At 68.1% G+C, this 433-nt stretch carries 1 protein-coding gene; it reads left to right on the forward strand.

The window, feature by feature from the left end:
• Positions 1-433 (forward strand): SRPBCC family protein (locus G3I71_RS48025; RefSeq protein WP_343243311.1); only part of this gene is annotated, 433 nt, incomplete at both ends.

Below are 433 nucleotides of genomic sequence, written 5' to 3' on the forward strand. Positions count from 1 at the left end.
CGCGTACGGCTCCTGCACGACTACCGGGCCATCGACGACGACCCGGCCTCCCTGGCCTGGATCGACGAGGCCGTCGACCGCAACTCCCGCACCGAACTCGCCGCCCTGAAGACCAACGTCGAGCTCGCCCACGCCGCCGAGGACCTCACCTTCTCCTTCGAGGACACCGTCCAGATCGACGGCAGCGCCAAGGACGTCTTCGACTTCGTCAACCGCGCCGACCTGTGGCCCGAGCGGCTCCCGCACGTGGCGGTCGTCCGCCTCACCGAGGACACCCCCGGCCTCCAGGAACTGGAGATGGACACCACCCACTCCAAGGACGGCGCCACCCACACCACCAAGTCCTACCGGGTGACCTTCCCCCACGAGAAGATCGCCTACAAGCAGACGGTGCTGCCCGCCCTGATGACCCTGCACACGGGCTACTGGACCT

It is taken from the genome of Streptomyces sp. SID12501 (assembly GCF_010550245.1).
Taxonomy (GTDB): domain Bacteria; phylum Actinomycetota; class Actinomycetes; order Streptomycetales; family Streptomycetaceae; genus Streptomyces.